Raw genomic sequence first — 19,502 nt, 5'->3', positions numbered from 1 at the left:
CGCCCCGTCAGAACTGTGCCCAGATCGTCTGACCCAGCGTGTCGAGCCGTTCGGGCGAGCAAAACAGCGAGATCGTCATCGTCGCCGTCCAGTCGCTCCCGCCAAGCCGCACCAGCGTGCCGTCCTCCAACTCCTCCCGGATCGAGAATTCCGGCAGCCAGGCCATGCCTGCCCCCGCCAGCGTGCGCCGCTTCAGCGCCTCCGCGAGCGCATCCATATAGCGCAGGTCGAGCGCCGGGCGGCGGTTGCCGATGGTCTGATCGACCACCGTGCCCAGAAACGTGTTGGGATCATAGCTCAGATACGGCACCTCGCGCCCCATGCGCGCGGGCAGCGTCCAGCCATGCCGCGCCGCCGCCTCGTGCTGCGCCACGGGGATCAGCCGTTCCTCACAGATATCCTTGCGCTTGAACCGGGTCTCGTCGAGGATCGGGGCGACGTCCTGATGCCGGTAATAAAGCAGGAATTCGCAGCCACCCTCGCTCAACAACTGGCAACAGGCGGTCAGGCTGTCCGAGATCACCCGCGTGCGCATGTCCGGGTACTGCCGCTCCAGTTCCGCCATGCGCGGTTGCAGGAAATTGACCGAGATCGCGTGCAGCGCCGCGAACCTCTGAAAGCTGGCATTGCCGCGTGCGCGTTCGCGGATCGCCTGCCGCGTGTCGGTGAGATCGGCCACCGTCTGCTGCGCCACCGGCAGGAATTGCCGCCCCGCCTCCGACAGTTGCACCGGGTAACTGGCCCGGTCAATGAGCGGCACGCCGATCCAGTTTTCCAGCGAGCGGATGCGACGGCTGAACGCCGATTGGGTGATGTTGCGCTCTTCCGCCGCGCGGGTGAAATTGAGCGTCCGCCCGAGACAGACGAAATCGCGCAGCCAGTTGATGTCCATTCCCGCCCTCCGTCGGATCAGATTGCGCCAGCAACCCACGTCATGCAAGATCGGAATAGTTTGATGAGATGTTTGAATTGGCCGACTCGCGCATCGCTGGCCTAGCCTTTTTCCATTGGTCCTGGCTTACGCGGGCACCGCGCCCCGGACCACAATGAATGACGAAGGCCGCAGGAACGGTCTCGCCCACCCCAACACGGAGAGAAACATGACACTTGCCCTCAAAGGACTGATCGCCGCCACGGCCCTCAGCACCACCATTGCAGCGCCCGCGCTGGCCGAGACCACCATCCGCCTCTCGACCTACGTGAACGAGGCCGATATCCGCTATGACGGCTTCGTGCATTTCGCCAAGCTGGTCGAGGACAAGACCGGCGGCAGCGTCGAGGTGCAGATCTTCCCCTCGGCCACGCTGCATGGCTGGTCGGAAGGCGTCGATGCGGTGCAGGGCGGTGTCTCGGACATGAGCTGGATTCCCGCCGATGACCGGTTGCCCTGCTACCGGGTGACCTCGCTCTACCCCACCGCCGTCGATCTGGAAGGCCAGATCGAGATGGACGCCGCCTATGCCGATCTGGTGCGCGACGAGGCCGCCAGCGTCAATCTCGTGCCGGTCTTCAACTCCAACTACTCCTACGATCAGGAATGGTGGTTCGAGGGGGGAATCGACGATCTCGGCGATCTGCAGGGCAAGCAGGTCCGCTCCATCGGCCCGCTGGTCAGCCTGATGATCGAGACCTGGGGCGGCGCGCCGGTCTTTGTCGCCCCCAAGGAGGTGTTCCAATCCGCCGAGCGTGGTGTCGTGGACGGCATCAACATGGGTGTGGCCACCTATTCCAGCTGGAAGCTGTGGGACGTCATGCCCTACATGGTCAACGCCAACCTCTTTTACGGCAACATCCAGTACATGATGAACAAGGAAAAGTTCGACAGCATGTCCGCCGATGAACAGGCCGCCGTGATGGAGGCCGCGCACGAGACCGAGGAGTGGCTGAAACCCCGCTACGAGGACTGGGTCGATCAGCGCGTCGGCAATGCGGTGATGAAGGGCGGCGGCGCGGCCGTCTCGATCTCTCAGGACAAGCGCATGGAACTGATCAACAGCGTTCAGGGCACCTGGAACGAGACCGTGGACGAGGCCTGCGGTCCGGAACTGGCCGGTCAGATCCGCGATCTCTTCGCGCAGCACGCTCCCTGATCCTACAGGTGCCGCTGCCCGCGCGGCGGCACCCGCCCGATTTCCGCCAAAGGAGGCTTGCCATGCAACCCGGTCTCGACCGTTTGATCGGCCATGTGGAGCGCGCCGTCGTCTGGCTCGCCGCGGCGGGGGCCATCGTGGTCCTCGTGCAGATGGTGTGGATCACCTACGGCGTCTTCACCCGCTACGCACTCAACGCCCCCGACCGCATGGTGACAGAGGCGACCGCGCTCCTGCTCTTTCCGGTGGCCTTCGCGGGCCTTGCCTACGCGATGAAGGAAGACGCCTATCCCAAGGTCACCATGCTGACCGACACGCTGCCCCCGATGGGGCGCAAGATCGCCGCATTGGTCAACCTGTGCGTGATGCTGGGCGTGGGCCTCTTCTTTTCACTCGCAGGCGTCAGCGCCACGATCCGCTCGTTCAACTCGGGCGCCTCGTCGGAAATCCTGCTCTGGCCGCGCTATGCCTTCTGGGCGCCGGGCGCGCTCGCGCTGGTGCTGTTCTCGATTTACGCGGGGCTGCGGCTGGTGAAACTCATCCGTACCCCGGCACAGGAGGTCTGAGCGATGGAATGGTATGAAGTCGGCCTCGGCCTCCTCGGCCTCCTGATGTTCCTCATCGCCATCGGCCTGCCGATCCCCTTTGCATTGGCCGCCGCATCCCTGCCCTTCCTGTGGCAGATCCAGTCCTTCGACACCTCCATCGTCTCGGCGGAACTCAAACTCTGGGGGGTGTGGATCGACTATATCCTGCTGGCGGTGCCGCTTTTCGTCTTCTTGGGCGAACTCATCGGCAAATCCAATATCGGCCCCAATCTCTATCAGTTTCTGCACCAAGGCGTGCGCGTGCGCGGCTCCGCCGCCTATGGCTCGATCGGGGCCTGCGCAGGGTTCGGCGCGGTCTGCGGCTCGTCCATGGTCGGCGCGCTCACCATCGGCGGCGTGGCCCTGCCGGAAATGCTGCGCCTTGGCTATGGCAAGCGCCTCTCGTCGGGCGTTCTGGCGGCAGGCGGCACATTGAGCGTGCTGCTACCGCCCTCGCTGATCCTCTTGTTCTACGGCATCGTCACCGATCAGAGCATCGGCGATCTGTTCATCGCAGGCGTCATCCCCGGCCTGATCCTTGTCACCTCCTTCGCCATCGTCGTGCTGGTCTGGGGCATCCTGAAGCCCGGCGACATCCCCGACAGCGAGGCGTCGGTGAAAATGGGCCTCCTCCAGATCGCCGCCACCATCGCCCCCATCGGCCTCATCGGCCTCGTCATCACCGTGGCGATCTATGCCGGTATCGCCACGCCAACCGAGGCGGCGGCGGTCGCGGCCCTGCTCACCGTGATCCTCGCCTTCGGCGTCGGCGGCCTCAAATGGCAGGGCTTCACAGACGCGCTTTTCGCCACCATGCGCACCATGGGCTATCTCGGGCTGCTGCTCTCGGCGGGCGTGCTCTTCGGGTTTGTCCTCACTTACTACCGCGTGCCGCACGAATTCACCCAGCTGTTCCTCAGCTTTGATCTGTCACCTTATGTGGTGCTGACCATCGTGCTGATCTTCTACATCGCGCTCGGGATGTTTCTTGAGCCGGTCTCGATGACCTTCATCACCCTGCCGACGATCTTTCCGCTGATGTCCGCCGCCGGGTTCGACCTCATATGGTTCGGCGTGGTCTACACGATCACCATGGAAATCGCGGTGCTGACGCCGCCCGTGGGCCTCAACCTCTATGTCATTCAGGGCATCGGGCGCGGGCAGGTGACCATCGGCGACGTGATCATGGGCTGCCTGCCCTTCATCGGCGCGCTGGTGCTGTTGATCGTCATCCTGATCCTCTTCCCGGAGACCGCCCTGTGGCTGCCCGAACAGATGCGCTGACCGCGCGCAGCGGTCTCAGCTACCGGCGCAAGGGTCGCGGTGCGCCGCTGGTGCTGGTGCATGGTTATCTGGGCGGGGCGGCACAGTGGCAGGCCGAGATCGACCACTTCGCCGACCGCTTCGACGTGATTGCCCCCGACCTGCCGGGCTATGCCGGGTCCGCCGCGCTGCCCCCCGCCGACCGCATCGCACAATTCGCGGCGGTGGTGGTCGATCTGCTGGACGAACTGGGGCTGGCGCAGATCATCCTCTTGGGCCACTCCATGGGCGGCATGATCGTGCAGGACATGGCTGCCACCCATCCCGACCGCATCGCCCGGCTGATCCTCTACGGCACCGGGCCGCTCGGCCTCATGCCCGACCGGTTCGAGCCGCTCGACACCTCGCGCGACCGGGTCCGCTGCGATGGCGTGGCGCAAACCATTCGCCGCATCGGCGCAACATGGTTCCGCGAGGGCACGGCGGCCCAGGGCTTCGGCATCGTCGCAGACCTCGGCGCACAGGCCAGCGAGGCCGCCGCCCTCGCCGGGCTCGACGCGATGAGCCATTGGGACGGGCGCGGCGCGCTTGCCCGGCTGACCATGCCGACCCTTGTGCTCTGGGGCGACGGCGACAAATCCTATCGCTGGCCGCAGGTGGAACTGCTCTGGCAAGGCCTTCCCGATGCCGCCCTCGCCGTGATCCCCGGCACGGCCCACGCGGTGCACCTTGAAAAACCCGCGTTGTTTCATGCCGTGCTCGACGATTTCCTGACGACTGCCCGGCCTTGACCACCGTCCCCCGGCCCGTCAGGCCGGGGCGGTCGGCGTCTCCATATCCACCTTGACGCTCTGCGTCCGGCCGTCCTTCGTTTCGCCGAAATAGACGGTCTGATGCGGGAACGGGATCTCGATATTGCGCGCGTCGAACACGGTCTTGAGCACCCCGTTATAGGCCCGCCCGATGCCCCATTGCCGCCCCGGCACGCATTTGATCCGGGCGCGCAGCATCACCGCGCTGTCGCCAAAGCTGTTCACACCAAACCATTCAAGCTCATCGAGAATACCGTCGGCCTGATCGGGATCACCCTTCAACTCGGCAAAGGCATCGAGCATCGCCTGTTTCGCCTCCTCCACGTCCTCGCGATAGGCAACGCCCATGTCACAGACGAAATAGCCGTAATCCTTGACGTAATTCGACACCATGTCGACGGACGAGAACGGAATGATGTGAAACACCCCGTGCAGATCACGCAGGCTGACCGAGCGGATCGTCAACCGCTCCACCGTCCCGGTGACACCGCCCACCGTCACCACATCGCCCACGTTCATCGCGTTCTCGAACTGGATGAAAATGCCGGTGATGATGTCCTGCACCATCTTTTGCGCGCCGAAACCGATGGCAAGGCCCAGCACCCCGGCCGAGGCCAGCAGCGGCGCGATATCAAGCCCGATCTCGGCCAGCACGAACATCAAAGTGATGATCACCAGCGCGATCGTCGCGGCGTTGCGCAACAGCGTCAGAAGCGTTTGCTCGCGCGCCGTCGCGACGCTGCCGAACTCGGGGTTGAGCCGGTAATCCACCCAGGACGTCAGCGCCAGCCACAGCCCGAACGACACCAGGAGCACCAGCGACACCGACAGGATCATGCCCGTGAGGCGCAACCCGAACTGGCTGACCATCCAGCCGCGCAGGTCGATCAGCCCGATCGCGTTGAACGCCAAAAGCACGACGCCCGCAAAGATCACCACCCGCAAGACGAACAGCATCCGGGGCACAAACGCATTGAGCCGCCCCTGCAACAGCGGCACCCGGTCCGAGAGGCGCGCAGGCAGGCTCACGCCGCGCACCATCGCCCGGCTGATAAAGCCCGAGGCGGCGAACCCGAGCAGCCCCACGACCAGAACCTGCCCCGAGGCAAGAAAGGTCTGAAACACCGCATCGCCGGGTCGCAGCATCACGATGACGAACAGCGCCAGCAGATAGGCCAGTGCCGGCCAGTGCCAGTGCCGCGCGAGGTAGGCCAGCGCGCCCCGGGCCCGGCGCCCCCGGACAGGCGCGGGATCAGCCGCCGCCTCGGGGGCTACGGGCCGGTTGCCCGCGTCACCGCCCAACAGCCACTCCGTGACCGCCCGGCGATTGCGCAGCACCAACCAGATCGCAAAGCCCAGCACCGCAACCGCGATCAGCGCCGAGACCGCCCGCCCTGCCGCGAAGGAGACATTGCTGTTGATGATCGGCACCACCAGCAACTGGCCATAGCCCACCACCCCGACGATCAGGTTGATCCGCGACGACAGGTAAGACGCCGCGCGGTCGCCGATCGGCAAGGGCCGCAGCGCCGTCGCCGAGGGTGACAACACCAGCCGCACCGCCACCTTGGCCATCTCCACCAGCAGGAAAGCGTTGAGATAGAGCGTCTGCCTGATCCCGATCTGCCCGAACTCGCCCAGCGCCAGAATGGCCAGCGCATAGCCCGCACCCCAGGCCAGGATGACGATCACCGCGTCGATCACCGCAGAGGCGGTAAAGAGCACCGCCGTGCGCGCCACACCTCCGTCCCGCGCCGACGCGCTCATGTTGGCATATAGCGATTTGCCCAGCCATCGCAGCGCAAAGAACACCACGACCGTGCCCGCGATCACCAGCGCCAGATCCCTCAGCGCCTCGGCCAGAACACCGGCCTCGCCACCGCTCAGCCCGCCGAACACCTCCGGCGCGCGCGTCAACTGCCCCCAGAACCGCATGCCCCAGTCCACGACATCCTCGGCCGCCTGTTGCGTGACCAGCGCGATACGCCGCCCGAATGAGGCGTCCTCCGGCGGGGCCACCCCATCCGACAGCGTCTCCACGATCACGTCACCGGGCGCGTCGGGCGGCACCGCATCCGCCCCGCGCAACCGCTCGATCAACTCGGCACGCGCCGCGTCATCCTCGATGACATCGAGCAACAGATCGACGCTCGTCCTCTGCCCGGTGTTCTCGGCGGAGACCCCACTGCCGTCCTGCGCGTGCGCCGCGCCGAACACAAGAAAGAGGGATACGAGAACGCTCGCCAACTGTCGCAACATGGAAAGATACCTTTATTTTTTTGTTTCGACGGACCACGGTCAGCAGGTCCCGTCGCCGCGCAGCCCTGTCAGGAACGAAGGGTGCGGATGATCAGCGCTGAACGTAAAGGCGGAGGCCCCGAGGTCAAGGCACAATCCCCGGCCCGGCCGGGACGGGCCATCCTGCACCAGCGCGCGATCCATGCAGGCATATCGCCGCAGCTGACCCGGCCAGCCATTGCATGCCGCGCCGCTTGCCATGATATTCGGGCGACCAGAATAGGAGAGCGCCATGTCCCATCTCACCCGCCGCAGCCTGATCCTCGGGGCCGCCAGCCTGTCGTTTGCCGCCCCTCACCTCGCCGCGGCCGGGGCCATGCCACCGCTTCACGTCCTCAAGGATCCCAATTGCGGCTGCTGCGAGGCATGGGTGCGCATCCTGCGCAGCGACGGCTTTGAGGTGACGACCGAAAACAGCCTCGGAACCGCCCTGATCCGCCACAAGATGGAGGCCGGGATTCCGCAGGCCATGATGTCCTGCCACACCGGCGACATTGACGGCTACATGATCGAGGGCCACGTGCCCCCCGCCGACATCCGCCGCCTTCTGTCAGAGCGGCCACAGGCCGTGGGCCTCGCCGTGCCGGATATGCCCTATGGCTCTCCCGGCATGGGCCCCGAGGACCGGCGCGAGGCCTATGACGTGTTCCTGATCCGCCACGACGGCACCACCGAGGTGTTCACCAGCTACGCGGCGGCCTGAGCGCGGCGCGTCACGCCACCGGGTGCAGCGCCAGATCGCGGGCCTGATCCCGCAGCACGAATTTCTGGATCTTGCCGGTCGAGGTGCGGGGGATATCCGTGAACACGACCTTTCCGGGCACCTTGTAGGGGGCCAGGTGATCGCGGCACCAGACGCGCAGCGCCTCGGCCTCCACCGCCTGCCCCTCGGCCAGTTCGACAAAGGCACAGGGCGTCTCGCCCCATTTCTCGTGCGGCATGGCGACCACGGCGGCGACCGCCACCGCGGGATGCCGGTAAAGCGCCTCCTCGACCTCGATCGACGAGATATTCTCGCCGCCCGAGATGATCACATCCTTGGACCGGTCCTTGAGCTGGATATAGCCATCAGCATGCACCACGCCCAGATCGCCCGAGTGGAACCAGCCCCCGGCAAACGCCTTCTCCGTCGCCTGCGGATTGCGGAAATAGCCCTTCATCACCACGTTGCCGCGAAACATCACCTCGCCCATGGTCTCGCCATCGCGCGCCACCGGGGTCATGGTTTCGGGGTCCATTACCTGCAACCCCTCGAGCGGCAGGTAGCGCACCCCCTGACGGGATTTCAGCCGTGCCTGCTCGGGCGCAGGCAGATCGGACCACGCGCCGTGCCATTCGTTGACCACCGCCGGGCCATAGGTCTCGGTTAGCCCGTATAGATGCGTCACGCCAAACCCCGCCGCCTGCATGTCCGCCAGCAGCTTTTCGGGCGGCGGTGCTGCGGCGGTAAAGAACTGCACCTCTCGCGCCAGCGCCCGCTTTTCGCCTTCGGGGGCCGAAATCAGCAGCGACATCACGATGGGCGCGCCGCACAGATGCGTCACCCCCTCGTCGGCCAGCGCCGCCCAGATCGGCTCTGCCCGCACCTGCCGCAGGCAGACATGCGTGCCGATGATCGCCGACAGCGTCCACGGGAAACACCAGCCGTTGCAGTGAAACATCGGCAGCGTCCACAGATAGACGCTGTGTTTCGCCATTGAGGTGGTCAGCGCATTTCCCTGCGCCAGGAGATACGCGCCGCGATGATGCGACACCACACCCTTGGGATCGCCCGTCGTTCCCGAGGTGTAGTTGATCGAAATCGCGTCCCACTCGTCCTCTGGCATGAGCCATGCAAAATCGGGATCGCCCTCCGAGACGAACCACTCGTAATCCAGAACATCGTCACAGCCGCCCGCCCCGGTGAATTCCGGATCGTCATACTGAATGACCAGCGGCTCCACCCGCGCCAGCGCCAGCGCCTCCTGCATCAGCCCCATGAATTCGCGGTCGACGATCACCACCCGCGCCATCGCGTGATCCAGCTGAAAGGCGATGATCGCCGCATCAAGACGGGTGTTGATCGAATGCAGCACCGCGCCGCACATCGGCACCCCGTAATGGCATTCCAGCATCGCAGGTGTATTCGCCAAGAGCGCCGAGACGGTATCGCCCCGCCCGATCCCGGTGCGCGACAAGGCCGAAGCCAGTTGCCGCGACCGCGCGTAGAACTCCGCATAGCTGCGCCGCAGGCCCCCGTGCACAATCGCCGTGTGCTCCGGATACACGCTCGACGCCCGCTCCAGAAAGCTCAGCGGGGTCAGCGGCTGATAATTCGCCGGGTTGCGGTCGAGGCCGGTGTTATAGGGGTTCTCCATTTCGTCGATCACCTGTCCTGCCACGCGGGCGCGCGTTTCTCGATAAAGGCGCCGATGCCCTCTTCGGCATCATGCGCCAGCATGTTGTCGACCATCACGGTCGAGGCATAATCATAGGCCTCCGCCAGCGGCATCTCGCGCTGCGCGTAATAGGCGCGCTTGCCGGTGGCGAGTGTCATGCTGGATTTCGAGGCGACCTTGCGCGCCATTTCCATCGTGACCTCGCTCAGCGCGTCATCCGCCACCGCCCGATTGACCAGCCCGATCTCGGCGGCGCGCGCCACCGGGGTCATGTCGCCGGTCAGCAGCATTTCCATCGCGTGCTTGTCGCCCACGTTGCGCGACAGCGCCACCATCGGGGTCGAACAAAAGAGGCCGATATGCACCCCCGGCGTGCTGAACCGCGCGCTTTCCGCCGCCACCGCCAGATCACAGCTTGCCACCAGCTGACAGCCCGCCGCCGTGGCGACCCCCGTCACCTCGGCGATCACCGGCTTGGGGCAATTCACGATGGCCTGCATCACGCCCGAACACTGCGCCATGACCCGCGCGAAATAGGCCCGCCCCCGGTCCGGCGCATCGCGCCCGGCAGTCATCTCCTTAAGGTCATGGCCCGCGCAAAACGCCGGGCCGTTCGCGGCCAGCACGATCACCCGCACCGCCGCGTCCTTGCCCGCCTCGGCAAATGTCCGGCCCAGTTCGGCCAGCATCGCCTCCGACAGCGCATTGCGCCGCGCCACGTCATTCAGGGTCAGGCGCAGAACGCCGTCATTGCCCAGCTCTCGCAGCAGAATGTCACCACTGTCTTGCACGGATCACCTCCTTGGGAAGGGTCAGAGAATGTTGATCTCCACGCTCTCGGCGAGCGTGTTGGCGATAAAGCAATAGCGATGCGCCCGATCCTGCATCTCGGCCAAGCTCTCGGCATCGACCGCAAAGCCGGTATCGAACCGTACCACCGGGTTGAGGTCGATCCGCGTGACCGACATCTGCCCGCGCGCGTTCTTGCCCAGATGGGCGACCGCGTAGTCGTGATAGCTCGCCACCGGCCAGCCCGCCTTGGCCGACAGCGCCAGGAACGTCATCATGTGGCAACTCGACAGCGCCGAGGCGAGCGCCTGTTCGGGGTTGGTATGTTCCGGATCGCCGCCCCAGTCGGGGGCGGCGTCCACCTGCACGTCATACGCGCGGTTGTATTGCACGGTATGCGCGTTCGAATAACGGCCGGTCTGCAATACAGGCTCGGCGCGCTGCCAATGCAGCTCGATAGCAAGATCCGACATGTAACGGCCCTTTACGCGGTGGCTTGGGCAGGTTTGGTCGCGCCGGTCGCGGCCAGCTGCTTGCGCGGGTCGAAGAACGGCTTCTCCACAACGGTGGCGGTGGTTTCACCGCTATACGTCATGATGTCCAGCTCGGTTCCCAGTTCAGCCGCTTCAACCGCTACCATCGCCAGCGCGATGTTCTTTTTCAGGCGCGGCGAGTAGACCGCCGAGGTCACCTTGCCCACGGTTTCGCCCTCGTGGTTGATCGTCCAGAAGGCGGTGTTGGGGCCGGTCATCGGCTCGCCATCAATGATCAGACCGACCTGCTTGCGGGTCACACCGTTGTCGCGGATGCGCTGCAACGCGAACTTGCCGATGAACTCTGCCTCCATGTCGACATTGACCAGACGGTCCATACCCAGCTCGAACGGGTTGGTGTGGATATCGGCATCGGCGTGATAGCTCAGCATGCCGCCCTCGATCCGGCGAATGGTCGAGGTATGGCCCGGCTTCAGCCCGAAGGGCAGGCCCGCCGTCATGATCCGCTCCCACAGCGCATCGCCGCGGCTGCCGTCGCGCAGGTAGAGCTCATAGCCCAGCTCGCTCGACCAGCCGGTCCGCGACACGATCAGCGGAATGCCGTCCAGCTCGACTTCGCGCAGCCAGTAATAGCGCAGGTCCATGATCTCGTCGCCAAAGAGCGCGCGCATGATCTCGCCCGAGTTGGGGCCCTGCAATTGCAGCGGTGAGACGTCCGGCTCGGCGATCGTCACATCTAGGCCCGAATGCACCGCCACACCCTGCGCCCAGAGCAGGATATCGCTATCGGCCAGCGACAGCCAGAAATGGTTCTCGCCCAGCCGCAGGCAGATCGGATCGTTCAGGATACCGCCCTCGGCGTTGGTGATCAGCACGTATTTGCACTGGCCCACCGCCATGTTCGACAGGTCGCGCGGCGTCAGCATCTGGGTGAACTTGGCGGCGTCCGGCCCGGTGATCTCCACCTGCCGCTCGACGCCCACGTCGCACAGGATCGCGTCATTCACGAGGTTCCAGAAATTCTGCTCCGGATCACCGAAATCGCGCGGGATATACATATGATTGTAAACCGAAAATCCCTCTGCACCCCAACGCACGGTGGCGTCGAAATAAGGCGACTTGCGGATCTGCGTGCCAAAGCCGAAATCATGCGGTTGCGTCATGTCATTCCTCCCATGCGCTGGTCCCAGCACCCGCTGAGACCTGTGTGTCCGATGGGCCGTGTCTAACGCTTGTCGCGACGTCATGTGTTCCGAAAAACGGCCCGAAACGAGACCTCTCGTCCCGATTTCGAGCCATGCGAAAGACTGAATGGTCGCGTGCGCCTATCGCGCCGGTCGATGGACCAGCTTGGCCAGATTCGGCGTGCTGCGCTTCACCTGACGCGTCGCGAAATAGGTGATGTAGCGGTCGATGTTCAACTCCGCCGACAACAGGTCATCCATCAGCGCCTGAAACTGCGCAAGGCTGGGCACGAACACGCTCATCACGTAATCCATCCCGCCCCCGGTCGCGATGCAATCGGTGATCTCGTCAACACCGCGAACATGGCTCTCGAAGCGTTCGAAATCCGCGCGCCGGTGATGGGTCAGCGACACGGTGACGATCACCTGCGTGACATCGGTGATCCGCTCCAGCGCGATATCGGCGTGATAGCCGCGAATATACCCCGCCGCGCGCAGCCGCGTCAGCCGCGCCCAGCACGGCGTCGGCGACAGGTTCACGATCTCGGCCAGCTTGGTCTTGCTGATCTGCCCATGTTTCTGAACCGCGCTGAGAATGCGAATATCGGCCGCATCAAGCCCTTGTCTGTCGTTCATTCGGGAACTCTCTCTGAGCCGCACCCGGACATGCGCCGACAACAGGCATGGGCCGGGGCAAACGCACCTGCCCCGACATTGACGTGGGAAAACGACTGTGGCGCAATCCTTTGCGACCACTTGCAGGACAAGAGCGTCCAGAACGGGCGCTCAGCCCTGAACCGCAGGCAGCCCCTCGCCCGCGCCGATATCCCAGAACAGCCCCGCCATCAGCCGCAGCGCATCGCGGCACACGGGTTTCAGGACATGCTCGTCGGGCGCGTGCTGCGAACAGCCGCGATAGGAATGCGGCACCCAGACCGTGGGTAACTCGAGGATCTCGGCAAAGGCGTCATTGGGCAGCGACCCCGCCAGATTGGGCAGCACATGCGGCGCCTGCCCCGATGTCCGCTCCAGCGAGGCGGCGGTGAATTTCACCCAAGGGTGATCGGGATCAAGCCGGGTGGCGCGGAAGAACCCGCGATCATGCGGCACGATCTGCACCCCCTCGAACCCCTGCGCATCCAGATGCCGCCGCAGCGCGGGCAGGATATCCTCGGGCGTGGTGCCCACCACATAGCGCAACTGACAGGTCGCGCGCGCATGCGCCGAAATGGCATTGACCGGGGCCTCCGGCACGCCGCTCTTCATTGCGAGGATGGCAAAGCTGTTCCAGCCATAGGCGCGCTCGGTGGGCGTCAGGCTTTCCTCGCCCCAATCAGGATTGATCGCCGGGCCGTCACCGCCCTCGATCGGCAACCCGCCAAGCGCCGCCCGCACGCTGTTGCTCAGGCTGTCAGGCCGCCACTCGGGAATACGGATTTGCCCGCGCGCATCGGTGATGGATGAGAGCGCCTGCGCCAGGATCATCGCCGGATCGGCCAGCAACCCGCCCCAATTGCCCGAATGATGCGCCCCTTCGCGCAGATCGACCACCAGATCGAACGTCACCCCCCCGCGCGAGCCCATGAACATGGTCGGCGTCTCGGGCTGCAACCGCGGCCCGTCCGAGGCAATGAGCACATCCGCCGAAAGCGCATCCTTGTGGGCCGCAAAGAACTCATGCAGCCCCGGCGATCCGGTCTCCTCGCCGGTCTCGATCACGATCCGGCAGTTGAAGCCCAACTGCCCGCGCGCCGCGATCACCGCCTCCATCGCCGCGATATTGATCAGGTGCTGCCCCTTGTTGTCGGCGGTGCCGCGCCCATAGAGCCGGTCCCCCTCCTCGACCAGTTTGAACGGATGCAGCCCCTCGCGCCACTGATCGGTCTGCGCGCGAATGACATCGCCATGCCCGTAACTCAGGATCGTCGGCAGGTCGTCGCCCTCATGCCGCTCACCGACCAGCAGCGGCCCCGCCCCCGGCGCGGGATTATCGTGGATGGCACAGGCAAACCCCATGCCCGTTAGCCGTGGCAGCATCGCCTCTTGCAGATAGCGCAGCAGTTCCGGGGCCTGATCGGGGTTCTGGCTCTCGGTCTCATAGGCCACCAGATCGGCCAGGTCGGTCTGAAACCGGCCTTCGTCGAAATAATCGGAAATCGTGGTGATCGCGGCATCTCTGGTCATGATAGTCCTGTCTGTTCTTCTGAAACGGCGTCACCCCAGGGTGACATGATCTCGGTGCAGCCGGTGTTCACCGCGCCCCGCCGCATCACCCCCGCAGGGCAGGCAAAGGCATAGGGGAACGGGCTGCGCCGGGTGGTATGCACGGCGTGCTCGGCGCTCAGCCGCGCCAGCACCGCATCGGGCAGGGTCTCATCAGCGACCACCGCCGCCCCGCCCGACACGTCGATGCGCGGATGATGAAAGGCCGCGCCGATCTCCATCCCATAATCGGCAACAAAAGACGCCATCTGCACCATCGCCGAGACGATCTTGCGCCCGCCCGAGGCACCAAAGGCAAACCGCGCCCCGCCGGCCTCGCCCAGGATCGGGCAGACATTCATCAGGCAGCGCTTGCCGGGGGCCAGCGAATTGGGCCGCCCCGGCACCGGGTCGAACCACATGATCCCGTTGTTCATCGTGAACCCGGTCGAGGGCGACACCACCCGCGACCCGAAAATCGACAACAAGGTCTGCGTCTGCGCCACCATGTTGCCCTGCCGGTCCACCACCGAGAAATGCGTGGTGCAGCCTGCATGCGTCTCGCTCTCGCCGGTGTCGCCCATCGTGGACAGCCGGTCAGCATAGGCCGCGTTCAACCCGTCCGCGTAGGCGGCAAAGCCGTCGGCACCGGGCGCGGCCCCCATCTCGCGGCCCTCCATCACCCGCAGGGCATCGGCAAAGGTCGGCCCGGCGGTCAGCCCCGGCAACACATCGAACCGCGCACCGCGATAATCGACGCGCAGCGGGTCGCGAAACACCGCCTCATAGGCGCGCAGATCGTCATGGCTCAGACTGCCGCCCTTGGCCTGAATATCGGCAGCCATCGCCGCCCCCAGATCACCATCGTAAAGCGCCCGCGCGCCATGCCGCGCGATCTGCTCCAGACTGTCGGCCATCCGCGCCTGATCCAGCCGCTTCTCCGCCAGCGCCGTCCAGCCCGAGATCGTCGGCCACTGCCCGTCCTCCAGAAAGAGGGCGGCGGCATCGGCATCCTTGGCCAGTTCCCGCGTGGTCGAGGCGATGATCAGCGCGGCATACCAATCGACCAGCATCCCCTCGCGCGCATGGGCGATGGCAGGGGCCAGCAGGTCGGCCCAGGGCATCCGGCCATAGCGCGCATGCATCCGGCCCATGCCATCAACCAGCCCCGGCACCGCCACGGCGGTGGCACCTTGCACGTTGCGGTCGCCCTCGACCTGCTCCCATGGGAAAAGATCGCCCGCCACCCCCTTGCCGGTCAGCGGATAATCGGCGGGATCAAGTGCCGTCGGCGCGCGCATCCCGTAATCCAGCGCCTCGGCCTGTCCCTCATCGGCACGCCACAGCATCAGCGCACCGCCCCCCGCCGGGCCGCTCATCCACGGCTCCAGCACGCCCACGGCAAAGGAGGTGGCAATCGCGGCATCCACCGCGTCACCCCCCGCCGCCAGCACATCCGCCCCCGCCTGCGCGGCCAGCCGGTGCTGCGCGGCGACGATGCCATATTCGGTCTCGATCACGGTCTTGGTCGTGGTCGCCGTGCGCGACAGGTTCACCGACATGTCACGCCGCCTTCGGATTGTGCATCGGGCTTTGCGGGTCGTGCAGGTGGCACTCCACGCGCCCGCCCGAGGTCTCGACGGGGCGCGGAGCGGTGGTCTTGCACAGGTCCGTCGCCATAGGACAGCGCGGATGGAAATGACAGCCCGAGGGCGGGTCGATGGGGTTGGGATAGGCCATGCCAAGCTGCGTATCGGGCACGCCCAGCCCCGGCTCCGGCGTCAGAACCGATTTCAACAAAGCCTGCGTATAAGGATGCGCCGCCTCGTCAAACAGCCCCGCGACACCCGCCTCCTCGACGATGCGTCCCAGATACATCACCGCAACCCGCGTCGCCAAGTGCTCTACCACGGCCAGATCATGGCTGATGAACAGGTAGGTCAGCCCGAACTCGCGGCGCAGATCGCCCAGCAGGTTCAAAATCTGGCTCTGCACCGACACATCCAGCGCCGAAGTCGGCTCGTCGCAGATCACGATCTCGGGCTTCATGATCAGCGCCCGCGCAATCGCCACGCGCTGCCGCTGCCCGCCCGACATCTGGCTGGGAAAGGTGTTCATCACCCGCGCGGGCAGCCCCACGATATCGAGGATCGTGCGCACTTCCTTTTCCCAATGCGCGCGATCGCCGATGCCATGCACCCGCAAGGGCAGTGACACGATGTCAAAGATGCTCTTGCGCGGATTGAGAGACGAATAGGGATCCTGAAAGATCGGCTGAATCCGCCGCGCCAGCGTCATGCGGTCCTGCGCGCCGATCTCTTCGCCATCGACCAGAACCTGCCCCGCCGTGGGGGCCTCCAGCCCCAAGAGGATCTTGGCCAGCGTGGACTTGCCGCAGCCCGACTCGCCCACCAGCCCCAGCACCTCGCCGCGCGGCAGCGAGAGCGACACGTCGTTGACCGCCGTCAGCGGCCGCGCGGTGCCAAAGAGGCCCTGCTTGACGTGATAGGTCTTGGTCACGCCGCGCAATTCCAGAACGGCGGATGCAGATGCGTTGCTCATGCGGTGACCTCCTCTTCGGCATGGCGTTTGCCATCGGGATGAATGCAGCGGAACATATGCGTGCCCTCTTCCCGACGCGGGATATCGGCCTTGCATTCCGCCTGCGCAAAGGGGCAGCGCGTGCGAAACGCGCAGCCCTGCACATCGCCGATCAGCGACGGCACGATGCCCGGAATGGTGCCCAGCGTGCTGCCCCGCTCGGTCTTGCCCGGCTGCGGAATGCAGCGCAGCAATCCGCGCGTATAGGGGTGCGACGGCGTGTTGAACACGTCGGTCGCCGGGCCGGTCTCCACCAACTCGCCCGCATACATCACCGCCACCTTGTCAGCGACGCGCGCAACCACGCCCAGATCATGAGTGATCAGGATCATCGCCATGTTCATCTCGCGCCCCAAATCGTAGAGCAGCCGCAGGATCTGCGCCTGAATGGTGACGTCGAGCGCGGTGGTGGGTTCGTCCGCGATGATCAGTTCCGGCTCGCACATCAGCGCCATGGCGATCATCACCCGCTGCCGCAACCCGCCCGACAATTGATGCGGATATTGCCCCAGACGGCTGCGCGCGGCGGTGATCCCGACCTTTTCCAACAGTTCCACCGCACGATCCCGCGCCGCCTCGCGGCTGACGGATTTGTGCAACAGCAGCGCCTCGGTCAGCTGATCGCCAATCGTATAGGCCGGGTTGAGCGAGGTCATCGGCTCCTGAAAGATCATCGCCATGCGGTCACCGCGCAGCGCGCGCATGGCGCGCGGCTTGGCGGTCAGGATGTCCGTGCCATCGAAATCCATCCGGTCGGCGCTGCGCCGGATGGTCTTGCCCAACAGGCCCATCAGCGCCAGCGAGGTCAGCGACTTGCCAGACCCAGACTCGCCCACGATGCACAGCGTCTCGCCGCGCATCAGGTCGAAATCAATACCGCGCACCGCGTGCAATGTGCCGCCACCCACGGGAATATCCAGCGTCAGGTTGCGCACGCTCAGCAGGGGTTTCTCCATGGTCTCAGCTCCGGTTTTCGGGGGCGGTGACGTCGCGCAGACCGTCGCCCATCAGGTTGATCGCCAGCACGAGGATGAACAGCACGGCCCCGGGAATGAGCACCATCCACGGCTCGAACAGCATCATGTTCTTGCCCTCCGACACCATCAGACCCCAGCTTGGGGTCGGCGGCTGCACGCCGAGCCCGAGGAACGACAGAGCCGCCTCCAGCAGGATCGCATGCGCCATTTCCAGCGTCACCACGACGATCAGGTTATTCGCGATGTTGGGCATGATCTCGGACAGGATCACCCGCGGGGTCGAGGCACCGATCGCCCGCGCGGCGGCCACATATTCGCGGCCCCGCACCTGCAAGGTCGAGGCGCGCATCACCACCGCGAACCGGTCCCACAACAGCAGCCCCAGAACCACGATCACCACCTGCAACGAGCCGCCAAGGATGGCCACCACCGCAAGCGCCACCAGGACCACCGGCATCGCCAGCCGCACGTTGATGAGAAACGTGACCACCATGTCCACGCGCCCGCCGAAATACCCGGCAGCCACGCCCATCGCGGTGCCGATCACGCCCGAGATCAGCGCCGCGATCACCCCGATCATCAGCGACACCCGCGCGCCGTAGATCAGCCGCGACAGGTAATCGCGCCCCAGATGGTCGGTGCCCAGCGGATGCTCCCAGTCGCCGCCCAGAAACACCGGCGGCTCCATCCGCGTCATCAGGCTTTGGGCATAAGGGTCATGCGGGGCCAGCAGCGGCGCAAAGATCGCGACCAGCGTCAGGATCACCAGCACCACCACGCCGATCATCAACCCCTGATGGCCGAATACGCGCTTGCGCAGCATCTGCCCCGGCGTCGGGCCAGTGATCTCTGCCAGAATCGGATCGTGAGTTTCAACTTGGGTCATCTCAGCTGCTCCGCATACGGGGGTCGAGCCAGGCATTCAGCACATCGGCCAGAAAGGTGAAGACGATGTAGAACATCGAAAAGACGAGGATCAGCGCCTGCACCGTCGGCAGGTCGTTGCGCGCGATACTCTCCCACGCAAGGAATCCCGCGCCATGCAGCGCAAAGATCGACTCGACCACGATCGAGCCACCCAGCATGAAGCCCATCTGCACCGCCGCCAGCGACACCACCGGGATGATTGCGTTGCGCAGCGCGTGGCGGAATAGCACCCGCCCCTCCGGCGCACCCTTGGCCCGCGCGGTGCGGATATAATCCGACGACAGCACATCCAGCATGCCAGCCCGCGTCAGGCGCATGATCGCGGGCATCGCGTAATAGCCCAGCACGATGGTCGGCATGATGAAATGCGCAGGGCTCGAGGCACCCGACGGCGGCAGCCATCCCAGTTGAATCGCAAAGATCACGATCAGGATCAGGCCGAACCAAAAGCTTGGCATCGCCTGCCCGGCCACCGAAAGAAACAACGCCACCCGGTCGATGATCGAATTCGGCCGGATCGCGGCGGCCACGCCCAGCGGCACGGCGGTCAAGAGAGCAAAGGTGATCCCGCAGACGCCCAGCGTCATCGTCACGCCCAGCCGGTCCACGATCAGCGACGACACCGGCAGGCGGAAATAATAGCTTTCCCCGAAATTGAACTGCAGCGCCGAAATCAGCCAATCGCCATATTGCACCAGCATCGGGCGATCAAAGCCATAAAGCTTGCGGATCGATTCAATATCCTCGCCGCTCGCGGTCTCGCCCGCCAGCGCAGCGGCCGGATCGCCTGCCATGAACAGCAGGCTGAAGCTGATGAAGGACACGGTAAAGGCCACCAGAACGGCAAGGCCAAGTCGTTTGAGAATGAATAAGAGCACGGCAAGAGCCCCTCGTTTTCTG

Annotated in this window: 19 protein-coding genes; 5 read left to right on the top strand and 14 right to left on the bottom strand. The window is 65.2% G+C overall.

Translation table 11 applies throughout. The features are described 5' to 3' along the window. Positions 1 to 7: 7 nt before the first annotated feature. Positions 8 to 892 (bottom strand): LysR family transcriptional regulator, encoded by an 885-nt coding sequence (locus tag RID11_RS19605; protein WP_350141976.1) that lies wholly within the window; start codon positions 890 to 892, stop codon positions 8 to 10. A gap of 208 nt (positions 893 to 1,100) precedes the next feature. Between RID11_RS19605 and RID11_RS19600 the strand changes: the two genes are divergently transcribed. The 4 genes from RID11_RS19600 (at position 1,101) to RID11_RS19585 (ending at position 4,731) form a co-directional block, all read left to right on the top strand. Next, positions 1,101 to 2,090, top strand: coding sequence for a type 2 periplasmic-binding domain-containing protein (locus tag RID11_RS19600; protein ID WP_350141975.1), 990 nt, complete (start codon positions 1,101 to 1,103; stop codon positions 2,088 to 2,090). 62 nt (positions 2,091 to 2,152) lie between these two features. Beyond that, entirely contained in the window at positions 2,153 to 2,656 is a 504-nt protein-coding gene (locus RID11_RS19595) for a TRAP transporter small permease (protein ID WP_350141974.1), read from the top strand. Positions 2,657 to 2,659: 3 nt separating this feature from the next. Continuing rightward, positions 2,660 to 3,961 (top strand): TRAP transporter large permease, encoded by a 1,302-nt coding sequence (locus tag RID11_RS19590; RefSeq protein WP_050663000.1) that lies wholly within the window; start codon positions 2,660 to 2,662, stop codon positions 3,959 to 3,961. Further along, entirely contained in the window at positions 3,937 to 4,731 is a 795-nt protein-coding gene (locus RID11_RS19585; protein ID WP_350141973.1) for an alpha/beta fold hydrolase, read from the top strand. Before RID11_RS19590 ends, RID11_RS19585 begins: the two co-directional genes overlap by 25 nt. An 18-nt stretch (positions 4,732 to 4,749) precedes the next feature. Here the strand turns inward: RID11_RS19585 and RID11_RS19580 are convergent, their stop codons facing one another. Together RID11_RS19580 and RID11_RS19575 are read right to left on the bottom strand one after the other, a co-directional pair. Beyond that, entirely contained in the window at positions 4,750 to 7,011 is a 2,262-nt protein-coding gene (locus RID11_RS19580; protein ID WP_350141970.1) for a mechanosensitive ion channel domain-containing protein, read from the bottom strand. Positions 7,012 to 7,050: 39 nt separating this feature from the next. Then, the gene (locus RID11_RS19575; protein WP_350141969.1) at positions 7,051 to 7,284 is read right to left on the bottom strand and encodes a hypothetical protein; all 234 of its coding nucleotides are present in this window, start codon (positions 7,282 to 7,284) and stop codon (positions 7,051 to 7,053) included. Between RID11_RS19575 and RID11_RS19570 the strand changes: the two genes are divergently transcribed. Continuing rightward, on the top strand, positions 7,283 to 7,753 hold the full coding sequence (locus RID11_RS19570; RefSeq protein ID WP_350141968.1) for a DUF411 domain-containing protein: 471 nt from the start codon (positions 7,283 to 7,285) through the stop codon (positions 7,751 to 7,753). The genes RID11_RS19575 and RID11_RS19570 overlap by 2 nt on opposite strands. A gap of 10 nt (positions 7,754 to 7,763) precedes the next feature. Here RID11_RS19570 and RID11_RS19565 read toward each other — a convergent pair whose 3' ends face one another. From RID11_RS19565 to RID11_RS19515, 11 genes are all read right to left on the bottom strand, one after another. Then, on the bottom strand, positions 7,764 to 9,407 hold the full coding sequence (locus tag RID11_RS19565; protein WP_350142022.1) for an acyl-CoA synthetase: 1,644 nt from the start codon (positions 9,405 to 9,407) through the stop codon (positions 7,764 to 7,766). A gap of 8 nt (positions 9,408 to 9,415) precedes the next feature. After that, entirely contained in the window at positions 9,416 to 10,219 is an 804-nt protein-coding gene (locus RID11_RS19560; RefSeq protein ID WP_350141966.1) for an enoyl-CoA hydratase, read from the bottom strand. Between the two features lie 21 nt (positions 10,220 to 10,240). Then, entirely contained in the window at positions 10,241 to 10,690 is a 450-nt protein-coding gene (locus RID11_RS19555) for an OsmC family protein (RefSeq protein WP_350141965.1), read from the bottom strand. 11 nt (positions 10,691 to 10,701) lie between these two features. Beyond that, complete coding sequence (locus RID11_RS19550; RefSeq protein ID WP_350141964.1) at positions 10,702 to 11,874, bottom strand: glycine cleavage T C-terminal barrel domain-containing protein; 1,173 nt, start codon at positions 11,872 to 11,874, stop codon at positions 10,702 to 10,704. Between the two features lie 162 nt (positions 11,875 to 12,036). Next, positions 12,037 to 12,531, bottom strand: a complete 495-nt coding sequence (locus RID11_RS19545; protein WP_350141963.1) for an Lrp/AsnC family transcriptional regulator — start codon at positions 12,529 to 12,531, stop codon at positions 12,037 to 12,039. A gap of 150 nt (positions 12,532 to 12,681) precedes the next feature. Next, complete coding sequence (locus tag RID11_RS19540; protein WP_350141962.1) at positions 12,682 to 14,079, bottom strand: M20 family metallopeptidase; 1,398 nt, start codon at positions 14,077 to 14,079, stop codon at positions 12,682 to 12,684. Then, positions 14,076 to 15,659, bottom strand: coding sequence for a gamma-glutamyltransferase (locus RID11_RS19535; RefSeq protein WP_350141961.1), 1,584 nt, complete (start codon positions 15,657 to 15,659; stop codon positions 14,076 to 14,078). Before RID11_RS19535 ends, RID11_RS19540 begins: the two co-directional genes overlap by 4 nt. 1 nt (position 15,660) lies before the next feature. Further along, a complete protein-coding gene (locus RID11_RS19530; protein WP_350141960.1) occupies positions 15,661 to 16,659 on the bottom strand; it encodes an ABC transporter ATP-binding protein in 999 nt (332 codons plus the stop codon). Next, complete coding sequence (locus tag RID11_RS19525; protein ID WP_350141959.1) at positions 16,656 to 17,654, bottom strand: ABC transporter ATP-binding protein; 999 nt, start codon at positions 17,652 to 17,654, stop codon at positions 16,656 to 16,658. Before RID11_RS19525 ends, RID11_RS19530 begins: the two co-directional genes overlap by 4 nt. A gap of 4 nt (positions 17,655 to 17,658) precedes the next feature. After that, complete coding sequence (locus RID11_RS19520; protein ID WP_350141958.1) at positions 17,659 to 18,561, bottom strand: ABC transporter permease; 903 nt, start codon at positions 18,559 to 18,561, stop codon at positions 17,659 to 17,661. A 1-nt stretch (position 18,562) separates the two neighbouring features. Further along, complete coding sequence (locus RID11_RS19515; protein WP_350141957.1) at positions 18,563 to 19,480, bottom strand: ABC transporter permease; 918 nt, start codon at positions 19,478 to 19,480, stop codon at positions 18,563 to 18,565. Between the last annotated feature and the right edge of the window lie 22 nt (positions 19,481 to 19,502).

It is taken from the genome of Roseovarius sp. (assembly GCF_040219995.1).
In the GTDB taxonomy this organism is placed as follows: Bacteria; Pseudomonadota; Alphaproteobacteria; order Rhodobacterales; family Rhodobacteraceae; genus Roseovarius.
Note: the sequence above shows the minus strand (reverse complement) of the source record. Positions and strands in the feature narration are given on the sequence as shown.

Excerpts from the sequence above, each read along its gene's own strand:
- RID11_RS19570 (WP_350141968.1), top strand. The coding sequence starts at position 7,283 with ATGTCCCATCTCACCCGCCGCAGCCTGATCCTCGGGGCCGCCAGCCTG.
- RID11_RS19605 (WP_350141976.1), bottom strand. The coding sequence starts at position 892 with ATGGACATCAACTGGCTGCGCGATTTCGTCTGTCTCGGGCGGACGCTC.
- RID11_RS19555 (WP_350141965.1), bottom strand. The coding sequence starts at position 10,690 with ATGTCGGATCTTGCTATCGAGCTGCATTGGCAGCGCGCCGAGCCTGTA.
- RID11_RS19565 (WP_350142022.1), bottom strand. The coding sequence starts at position 9,407 with ATGGAGAACCCCTATAACACCGGCCTCGACCGCAACCCGGCGAATTAT.
- RID11_RS19535 (WP_350141961.1), bottom strand. The coding sequence starts at position 15,659 with ATGTCGGTGAACCTGTCGCGCACGGCGACCACGACCAAGACCGTGATC.
- RID11_RS19600 (WP_350141975.1), top strand. The coding sequence starts at position 1,101 with ATGACACTTGCCCTCAAAGGACTGATCGCCGCCACGGCCCTCAGCACC.
- RID11_RS19545 (WP_350141963.1), bottom strand. The coding sequence starts at position 12,531 with ATGAACGACAGACAAGGGCTTGATGCGGCCGATATTCGCATTCTCAGC.
- RID11_RS19595 (WP_350141974.1), top strand. The coding sequence starts at position 2,153 with ATGCAACCCGGTCTCGACCGTTTGATCGGCCATGTGGAGCGCGCCGTC.
- RID11_RS19590 (WP_050663000.1), top strand. The coding sequence starts at position 2,660 with ATGGAATGGTATGAAGTCGGCCTCGGCCTCCTCGGCCTCCTGATGTTC.
- RID11_RS19580 (WP_350141970.1), bottom strand. The coding sequence starts at position 7,011 with ATGTTGCGACAGTTGGCGAGCGTTCTCGTATCCCTCTTTCTTGTGTTC.
- RID11_RS19525 (WP_350141959.1), bottom strand. The coding sequence starts at position 17,654 with ATGGAGAAACCCCTGCTGAGCGTGCGCAACCTGACGCTGGATATTCCC.
- RID11_RS19520 (WP_350141958.1), bottom strand. The coding sequence starts at position 18,561 with ATGACCCAAGTTGAAACTCACGATCCGATTCTGGCAGAGATCACTGGC.
- RID11_RS19530 (WP_350141960.1), bottom strand. The coding sequence starts at position 16,659 with ATGAGCAACGCATCTGCATCCGCCGTTCTGGAATTGCGCGGCGTGACC.
- RID11_RS19575 (WP_350141969.1), bottom strand. The coding sequence starts at position 7,284 with ATGGCGCTCTCCTATTCTGGTCGCCCGAATATCATGGCAAGCGGCGCG.
- RID11_RS19540 (WP_350141962.1), bottom strand. The coding sequence starts at position 14,079 with ATGACCAGAGATGCCGCGATCACCACGATTTCCGATTATTTCGACGAA.
- RID11_RS19550 (WP_350141964.1), bottom strand. The coding sequence starts at position 11,874 with ATGACGCAACCGCATGATTTCGGCTTTGGCACGCAGATCCGCAAGTCG.